General features: G+C 57.8%; 5 protein-coding genes. 3 read left to right on the plus strand and 2 right to left on the minus strand.

The genetic code is table 11. The annotated features are described in order from the left end of the window. Window positions 1-145: 145 nt before the first annotated feature. Window positions 146-1,513, minus strand: coding sequence for a hypothetical protein (locus HU811_RS21050; RefSeq protein WP_186657907.1), 1,368 nt, complete (start codon window positions 1,511-1,513; stop codon window positions 146-148). Window positions 1,514-1,930: 417 nt separating this feature from the next. Then, window positions 1,931-2,110: a hypothetical protein gene (locus tag HU811_RS21055; protein ID WP_186657909.1), complete on the minus strand. Its 180-nt coding sequence runs from the start codon at window positions 2,108-2,110 to the stop codon at window positions 1,931-1,933. Between the two features lie 507 nt (window positions 2,111-2,617). On the opposite strand from HU811_RS21055, the gene HU811_RS21060 reads away from it, so the two are divergent. From HU811_RS21060 to HU811_RS21070, 3 genes are all read left to right on the plus strand, one after another. Next, window positions 2,618-6,070 (plus strand): GMC oxidoreductase, encoded by a 3,453-nt coding sequence (locus tag HU811_RS21060; RefSeq protein WP_186657912.1) that lies wholly within the window; start codon window positions 2,618-2,620, stop codon window positions 6,068-6,070. A 148-nt stretch (window positions 6,071-6,218) separates the two neighbouring features. Further along, window positions 6,219-8,087: a c-type cytochrome gene (locus tag HU811_RS21065; protein WP_092400998.1), complete on the plus strand. Its 1,869-nt coding sequence runs from the start codon at window positions 6,219-6,221 to the stop codon at window positions 8,085-8,087. A 27-nt stretch (window positions 8,088-8,114) separates the two neighbouring features. Next, on the plus strand, window positions 8,115-9,359 hold the full coding sequence (locus tag HU811_RS21070; protein ID WP_092400745.1) for a metallophosphoesterase family protein: 1,245 nt from the start codon (window positions 8,115-8,117) through the stop codon (window positions 9,357-9,359). Window positions 9,360-9,401 lie beyond the last annotated feature (42 nt).

A 9,401-nucleotide genomic window follows, 5' to 3' on the forward strand; every position in this document is an offset into this window, starting at 1 on the left:
CGCTTTCGCGAGCAAGCCCGCTCCCACAGTAAGGATGGGGGTTTACCCACAATCCCTGTGCGCGCCTCTGTGGATAACCTGTTCGCCCCTCGCGGCACACCATGCCAACCGGGCTCTCCAAGGCAGTGCTCAAAAAACACTCAACCTAACCTACGGTTTTTTCAGGTTTTTCCGCGTATCTGGGATTCAAATGCCTTACCTCAATGACTATTTTTTGCGCCGCGATTCTATCGATCTCAGCACTTAATATGTCCCTGTTGAGCTTATCCAGATTCGCGTCCCATTCATCCAGCAAGAAAACATCCGCGGGTTGCATTAATAATCCTGAGATTTGTTTCATTTGCCGCTGACCCGTCGACAGATTTTCATCCGGTTCTGAAAAATTTATGTCGGGTGATATAAGTACCGTTTCGCCAGGCAGGGATTTGATCAGTTTCAGGAAGGATGATTTTCCCGAACCATTACTGCCTTGTACGAGGTAGCGCCCGACATTTAACTGATTGTGTATGAGACTGTACTGGAAGTGAGCCAGGTCATAGCGTTGGTGAGTAGTGGCTTCTTCAATGGTGATGTGCTCGGCATCGATCTGCGCAGCAATATCTTGCGCTTCGAGGGTTTCTGTGAAGTGAATAAGGTTTTTTACTTTTCGCCTGACAATCACGAGTTGGCTGCCATACATGCTGAGGGCATGAACACTGCCGAACAGCTGTAAAGTTCTCGGCAGTACGGCCACCAATACGCCCAAAGGCACAGCGGTTACCTCGGCAGGTAAATACAAGGCAATTATCATAATGAGCACCGCGGTGCAGATGGGCAGGCAGGCGATTAGCTGTTCGAGCAGCACATATTTTTCTGTCGTCCTGAAATAGATGTCTGACTGATCCGAGTATTTGGCTTTTCTGAATTCGAACATCCGCGAGCTGGCGAAATGGCAGTTGTGCCAGAGCGGTTCAATTTCAAGCAGCGCCTGAAGTTTGGTTTTTTGCAGACGGGTGGCGTATTCATCTATTTTGGCCCTCATGACGAGGACGAACGCGATGGAAACTGCGAGAGAGGTCAAGAGCGCGCTGGAAATCAAAAAACCAAGCGTCAGGTAAAACACACCCAGTGTAAAAATAATGTTGAGGTACGTAGAGGACATACCAATATAGAACGCTGCAGCGTGCTCAAGGGTACCTGCTGCTTCACCGGTCAGCCAGTTTGTGGTCAGTTTGTTGTTCTTGTTGGAGGAGAGGCTTATGTCTTTTCTCAGGAGAGTGAAAGTCTGTATGACGTAATCCTTCCAGGTGGCGTTGTGTAATCGAACACGGATAAGTTCTCCCGCTGAGCTTATTAAATAAGCGAGCAGCGCGAAGGCAAAAAAATACACGATATAGTTTTTAATAGAAGCGTAATTTTGAAACGATAACGCTTCACCCGCCATAGCAATGAAGTAGGTTGAGAGGGCGAGGCTTGCCTGTTGTAATAAAGTTAGCGACAAGGCGAGCATGAACAAGCGATTTTTTGTGAACATGACTGAAAATTTCTCTCGGGCTCAGTGTGCCGCCGTCACTATTGGAAATTCTGGCAACGAATGCCAAGGGAAAGAGTTTTAATAAAAATGAAAGGTAGGTTTTCTCATTTGCGCCTGTTTTATCCACATACTTTGTGCACGGTTCTGTGGATAACCTGTTCGTCCATCGCTAAACCTCAGATAAATCAAGGCTTGCAGGCCTGCGGGTAATAAATGATCAGCCTAAGTCACGGTTTTTTCTGTGATTTTTCGTTGAGCAGGTCTTAGGGAAAAAAGAATCTGCCCCCAATCTCTGTTGGCGCTTCTGTGGATAAGATGTTCGCTCCCGTCTACAAGCCATACGGAACGGGGCTTTCATGAGGTTGGTTATAAAATGATCAATCCGTCATTTTTATCCGGGAAATTCCGCTAAAACCGCTATTTACCGGCCACAGACGCGGTTTTCCACAGAACCGTCAGAATTACCCCCAAACACTGTTGGCGCTTCTGTGGATAAGGTGTTCGCTCTCCTCCAGAAGCCAGGACAGACAAGGCTTTCACGCCGCTGATCAGTTTTTGATCGATATGGAAAAGAAACGCTCTTTGTTCATAAGTCACGGTTTTTCTTTAGCTTTTACTTAAAAAAACAGGTCGCAATGATGCACTTGTCCCCATTAGCTGTGGGTGGACATGTGGATAACTTGTTTGCGAAAGCGTAAGGGCCACGGCGGGCATAGGCCCAGACGCGATAGATCAAATTTCATACAGTTCTAAGGATCCACCTTGACGTGGCCCTGGCGGCTGTCTTCACTCATGGCACAAGGACACCGCCACTTTATCCACATCTGGTTCAGGGAGAACGCATGATGGATAGCAAGCCCCCCTGCTGGTACCCGATCTCGGCTGCGACCTGTACTCCGACCCCTCCCACCCGTTTACCCAAACGCAGACGTCGTCGCGCGACCAATCAGCGTGCGCGTCTATAGCGCCTCGTTGAGCCCTGAGTTTCCCCTGTAGCACCGTTGACTGCCGCTCCAACCCGTACGGGATAGTGGCCAGGCGTTCGTGCGCCTGTCGATTTGCAGGCAACCGCAGAGTTGCCCCATCTGCCTTGAGGACTTGAACATGACACGGATCTCGACCCCCATCAGCGACATCAAGGAGCATTACGACGTTATTGTCATCGGCTCCGGCTACGGCGGAGGCATTGCTGCTTCACGTTTGTCCCGGGCCGGGCGCAAGGTTTGTCTGCTGGAGCGGGGCCGGGAGATCCAGCCCGGCGAATACCCCAACACCATGCTTGCGGCCACCGAGGAGTTGCAGGTGCATGACCCGGACGGTCACATCGGATCGCGCACCGGGCTGTTTGATCTGCACGTCAACGCCCAGCAGAACGTGGTGGTCGGTTGCGGCCTGGGCGGCACTTCGCTGATCAACGCCAACGTTTCGCTGGAGCCGGAGCCCGGTGTGTTCGAGGACCCGCGTTGGCCACTGGCGGTGCGCGAACATCGCGACACGCTGCTCAAGGACGGTTATGCGCGGGCCCGGGAAATGCTCAAGCCCAACCCGTATCCCGACTCGTCGCCAAAGCTGCCCAAGCTCGACGCCAACCGCAAATCGGCCAGTTACCTCAAGCAGGACGCGCATTTCTACAAGCCGCCCATCAATGTGACGTTCGACAAGCTGCCTAACAACCTCAACCACGTCGGCGTCGAGCAGTTGCCGTGCAACGGCTGTGGAGATTGCGTCTCGGGCTGTAACAACAAGGCTAAGAACACCACGCTGATGAATTACCTGCCGGATGCCTGGAACCACGGCGCGGAGATTTTCTGCCAGGCCGAAGTCAGGCACCTGGAGCGCGACGGCGATGGCTGGATCGTGCACTTCCAGTACCTGGACAGCGGCCGCGAGATGTTCTCGGCGCCAACCCTGTTCGTGCGCGCCGACATCGTGGTGGTGTCCGCGGGCACCCTGGGCTCTACCGAGATCATGCTGCGTTCCCGGGACAAAGGCCTGTCGATGTCCAGTCAACTGGGCGAGAACATGAGCGGCAACGGCGACATCCTCGGCTTTGGTCACAACTGCGACCAGACCATCAATGGCATCGGCTTCGGCGCCCATTCGGCCAAGGAATTGGAGCCGGTGGGACCTTGCATCACCTCGATCATCGACATGCGTACCGAGGGTGACTGGCGCAGCCGGATGGTCATCGAGGAGGGCTCGATCCCCGGCGCACTCGGCCGGCCCATGGTGCCGAGCATGGCGGCGTTCGCCGGGATGATTGGTGTGCCCACCGACACGGGTCTGGGTGCCAGCCTCAAGTACAAGGCCCGGGAAGCCGAGAGCTTTCTGCGCGGCCCGTACTACGGCGCGCTGCATAACATGCAGACGTACCTGATCATGAGTCACGACAACGGCAAGGGGCGCATGGTGCTCGACAACAAGGATCAGTTGCGCATCGACTGGCCCGGCGTCGGCGAGCAGGAAAACGTGACGCTGGGCAATGAGCGTTTGCACCAGAGCACCAAGGCGTTGGGCGGGATCTGGGTCGAAAATCCGATCTGGACCAAGCTGCTCAAGCACAGCATCGTTTCGGTCCATCCGTTGGGCGGCTGCGTGATGGGGGAAGACGCGACGCAAGGCGTGGTCAACCACAAGGGCCAAGTGTTCAGTGGCGCCAGCGGTACGGATGTCTACCCTGGCCTGTACGTGACCGACGGTGCGGTGATCCCGACTTCCCTGGCGGTTAACCCGTTGTTGACCATTTCGGCGGTGAGCGAACGCAACATGGGCCTGCTGGCGGCCGATCGCGGTTGGATCATCGATTACACGCTACCCTCGGCCCCGCGCAAACCGGTGGCGGCGCCGACCCTGGGCGTGCAGTTCACTGAAACCATGAAGGGTTACTTCTCCACGGCATTTACCCAGCCCCCGGGCACTGATCTTTCGCTTTACGAAGCGGCGGCCAAGCGCGGCAAAGCCGATAACTCGACCATCGAGTTCACCCTGACCATCACCGCCGCCGACCTCAATCGCCTGATCAAGGAACCGGAACACGCTGCAACCCTGGTGGGTACGCTGGATGCGCCGCTGCTCTCGCCCAAGCCGCTGGTCGCCAGCAACGGGGTGTTCAACCTGTTCGAGCAATATCAGGAACAGGTGGATGTGCGGCACATGAACTACGACATGAAACTGACCGCCGAGGACGGCAGCGATTATTACTTCAGTGCCTTCAAGACTGTGCCCGAGGACAACGGGGTGCTGAACATCTGGCACGACACCAGCACGCTCTATGTCACGCTGTATCGCGGGCCGGACAAGAGCGGCGAGGTCATCGGCTCGGGGGTGATGCACATTCTGCCGGCCGACTTCGCCAAGCAGATGACCACCATGAAAGTGCTCAACGCCCGCAACGAGCGTGAGCGAGTGGAAGCGTTGGCCCGCTTCGGCAAGTTCTTCGCCGGCATTTTGTGGGAGAGCTACGGTGGGGTATTTGCAGGCGATGTGTACTTCAACCCGGACGCGCCGCCCCGCAGCAAGCGGCCGCTGGACGCCCCGGCGCCGACCGTGCATTTTTTCCAGACCGAGGACAACGTCGAGCTACGTCTGACTCGCTATCAAGCGGGCAGCAAAGGCCCGGTGATGCTGGTGCATGGCCTGGGGGTGGGGTCGAATATTTTCTCCACCGACACCATCCAGACCAACCTGCTGGAGTACCTGTGCAAGCACGAGTACGACGTCTGGCTGCTGGACTTGCGGGTGAGCATCCTGCTGCCGGCCAGCAAGCATGAATGGAACGGCGACCAGGTGGCCCAGTACGACTTCAAGGCAGCTATCGAGCAGATCCAGCAGGCCACGCTGGCCCGCGACGTGCAATGTGTGGTGCATTGCTACGGGGCGACGACGTTCTTCATGTCGATGCTGGCGGGGCTGCAAGGGGTGCGCTCGGTGGTCTGCTCGCAGATCGCCGCCGACACGGTGGTTGCCACCGCCACCGGACTGAAGGCCGGTTTGCATTTGCCGGGGATGCTCGATGCCATCGGCATCAAGTCCCTTACGGCCTACGCCGACACCAAGGAAAGCTGGTTCAACAAACTCTACGACAAGGCCCTCAACGGTTATGCCCGGATCGAGGCCCAGGGCTATTGCACCAACCCGGTCTGCCACCGCATCACGTTCATGTATGCGTCGCTGTACCGCCACGACACCCTCAACGAAACCCTGCACGACAACCTGCATGAATTGTTCGGTGAGTCGAACATCCAGACCTTCGAGCACCTGGCGCTGATCGTGCGCAAGGGGCATCTGGTGGACTTCAAGGGCAACGACGTCTACATGCCGCATTTCGATCGGTTGAAATTGCCGATCTGCTTCATCAGCGGTGCCGAGAACCAGTGCTACCTCCCTCAAAGCACCCTCAAGACCTACGAGCGACTGTGCGATATGCACGGCCCGCAGCTGTTCAGCCGCCACGAAGTGCCGGGCTACGGCCACATCGATTGCATGTTCGGCAAGGATGCGGTGGTGGATGTGTATCCGATCATCCTCGAACACCTGGAGAAGACCGCCCTCGGTTAGGAGACTGACCCGTGGCCAGAGATTGCTCCCGCTCGGCTGCGAAGCAGTCGTCGTTCCTGAAATCTGGGGGCCGCTGCGCGACCCAGCGGGAGCAAGCTCCCTCGCCACAAAAGCTTTGCTCCGGTTCACGAATAAGGAAATGGATGCCATGAACACTTACATCCGTTGGTTCCAACGCATCATCTGGGTGGGGATTGTGATGAACATGGTCTTCGCGATTCCGGCGCTGTTCGCGCCGGCGTTGCTGACGTCCATGCTCGGCCTGCCGCCCGTGTTGTCCGATCCCTGGCTGGAAAACACCGGCATGTTGCTGGTGGGGATCAGCCTGTTCTATATGCCCTCGGGGTTCAATGCGCCGCGTTTCGTGGTGCATTCGTGGTTGTGCGTGCTGTCGCGGCTGGTGGCGGTGGTGTTCTGGATCTACCTGATCAACACCAATAACCAGGGCCAGTTGTTCGTGCCGATGTTGATGGGCGACTTGAGCATGTTCCTGATTCTGGGCGTGCTGCTGTACCTGGGCAGCCCGGTCGCCCAGCGTCCTCTGGCCCTGCTCTGCGCCGGTTGGCGGGAGTGGCGAGTCGGTTGGGCGCGGCGCTGGCACCGTCACGGCTTCAAGGTCGGCACGCTGGTGGTGGTATTGCTGCTGGGTTTCATCGGCTACCAGACCTGGTACCAGATGATACGAGAGGTGCCCCAGCCAGACTTCGCTTCCGACGAAGACCATTACAAATACGCCGCCATCGGCCTGGGCATCGAAGCGCGGATCCCTTATTACCTGTTCGCTGTACTGCCGCAGATGTGCCCGGAAAAACTGCCCAAACCCGGCGGTTACGAGGTGTTCGGGTTTCTCTATGAGAACGGTAACGACTTGCCCATCGGCATGGCCAAGCGGCAACTGGGTTATCCCACCGTGGAGCCGAACTGCGCGCTGTGCCACACCGGCTCGTACCGGGCCAATGCCAGTGACGTAGCGGTTCCGGTCGCCACCGCACCGGCCAACACCCTGCAATTGCAGGCCTTCCAGTGGTTTGCCTACGATTGTGCCAGCGACCCGAAATTCACTCCTGATGCGGTCATGGCGGCGATCAACAACAAGTTCCAACTGGGCTTTTTCGAAAAGCTGTACAACCGCTACCTGATCATCCCCATGGCCAAGAGCGCGCTGCTCAAGCAGAAGCAGGCCTACGCCTGGCAGAAGCTGCGTCCGGCCCAAGGTCCAGGGCGAACCGATACCTTCAACCCGACCAAAATGGTGGTGTTCGGCTTCCCGGATGACTCCACCATCGGCACCGTGGACTTGCCGCAGGTCTGGAACCAGAAACCCCGTGAGTCGATGTATCTGCATTGGGACGGCAATAACAACAAGATTCACGAACGCAATTACGCGGCGGCCATGGCCGTGGGGGCGACGCCGCAATCGGTGCTGCCGCCGAGTTTCAACCGGGTGACCAATTGGTTGCTGGGCCACAAGGCGCCCGCGTGGCCGTTCGCCCTGGACCAGGCGAAAGTCGCCCAGGGCAAACCGATCTGGGAGCAGAACTGTGCCGCTTGCCACGACTTCGGCCGTGCCGACACAGGACAGGTCACCACCAACATCGACCAGTTGGGCACCGATCCCCATCGCCTGAACTCCTTCACCGTCGGGCTGGTGACGGCGTTCCACGGCTTCAAGAAACCGCCGTTCGACTTCGGCGCGTACCGCAAGACCCAGAGCTACAGCAACACCCCCACCGACGGCGTCTGGCTAAGGGCGCCGTACCTGCATAACGGTTCGGTGCCGACCCTGTGGGACTTGTTGCAACCGCCCGAGTTGCGCCCGCAAGTGTTCTACACCGGTTCCGACATCTACGACCAGGAGAAGGTCGGCTTCATCACCAGCGGCGCGCAGATGAAGGCGTCGGCGGATTTCAAATACGACACCCGCCTGGAAGGCAACCACAACGGCGGCCACCTGTATGGCACGCAGTTGTCGGATGCCGACAAACGGGCCCTGATCGAATTCATGAAAACCCTGTAGCCCAGGGCACTGCGAAGGAGCGTTCACATGTCATTACTGCACCATTGGGAACATGAGTTCGACAAGGTCAAAGTCCGCCTGCACGGGTTGGTCACGCGGCTGGAGATGTCCTGGAAGAAACTCGTCAACGACCTGGAGCCTGAAGAGTTCGAGGCCATCGTCAAGTTGCTCCAGCGCGGCCACGATCAGGCCCGGCACGTCATCGATCACGGCGACCTGCCGGATGACGAACCGGCCGTGCCGTGGGAGCTGGCCCACGGTCTTTCGATCCTGAAGATCGGCAATGCCAGCGCCTTGCCACAAACCGAGGACGAACTGCCGACCCGCGTGCTCAAGGACGGCACCTTGCTCGGTTGCCGCAAATGGGAGTTGCTCGACCTGTTGTGGAGTGAGGCGTTGCTCAAGTGGATCGAGAACCTGCGCCATCACGCGCCGTTCGCCACTAACCCGGCGCTGGTGAAAATGGACAGCGACGTAGTGTTGGCGATCGCTGGCGACTGGGGCACCGGACCGTTCGACAGTCATGCTCCGGCCGTGGCTGTCGCCAATCAGATGCAACTGGCCGAGGCCGACTTCACCATTCATCTGGGCGATGTGTATTACGCCGGCACCCATTCCCAGGAAGACGTCGACATGGTCGGCTGGCCCCAGGGCAAGCACGGCTCGTTCACGCTCAATTCCAACCACGAGATGTACAGCGGCGCCCACGGCTATTTCAAGGAGCTGGCCAAGCGTTTCCCGGTGCAACAGGGCACCAGTTACTTTGCTCTGTACAACGACGATTGGCTGGTCGTCGGCCTGGACAGTGCCTACGCCTCGGACGCCATGAATCTGTACATGGACGGCACCCTCAACGCGCAACAGATTGACTGGATGAAAAGCCTGCCCAAGCGCAAAAAGCTCATGGTGCTCAGTCATCATCAGGGTTTCGATATTTCCGGGCACCACAAGACCGCGCTTTACCAACCCGTCTGCGATGCCCTCGGGCGTGAGCCGGACTATTGGTATTGGGGGCATTTGCACAACGGCATCTGCTACGCCACCCAGGGCGGGTTGCACGCACGCTGCGCCGGACACGGGGCGATACCCTACGGCACTACCAGCGAGTTGAACGGACACGCCGGGGTGTTGTGGTCGGAAACCCAGTTGGCGGGGGATGAGGCGTATCCGGAGCGGGTGTTGAACGGGTATGTGAAGGTGCGGCTGGTGGGGGAGAACATCGAAGAGACGTTTTATGGGGAGGATGGGTCGGTGCGGTGGTCTTCCAAATAATTGGGTGAATGCCAGACCGCTTTCGCGAGCAAGCCCGCTCCC

This window comes from Pseudomonas tehranensis (genome assembly GCF_014268615.1).
In the GTDB taxonomy this organism is placed as follows: Bacteria; Pseudomonadota; Gammaproteobacteria; order Pseudomonadales; family Pseudomonadaceae; genus Aquipseudomonas; species Aquipseudomonas tehranensis.

Bases quoted from the DNA above. Each gene is read 5' to 3' on its own strand.
- HU811_RS21050 (WP_186657907.1), bottom strand. From the start codon at position 1,513: ATGTTCACAAAAAATCGCTTGTTCATGCTCGCCTTGTCGCTAACTTTA.
- HU811_RS21060 (WP_186657912.1), top strand. From the start codon at position 2,618: ATGACACGGATCTCGACCCCCATCAGCGACATCAAGGAGCATTACGAC.
- HU811_RS21065 (WP_092400998.1), top strand. From the start codon at position 6,219: ATGAACACTTACATCCGTTGGTTCCAACGCATCATCTGGGTGGGGATT.
- HU811_RS21070 (WP_092400745.1), top strand. From the start codon at position 8,115: ATGTCATTACTGCACCATTGGGAACATGAGTTCGACAAGGTCAAAGTC.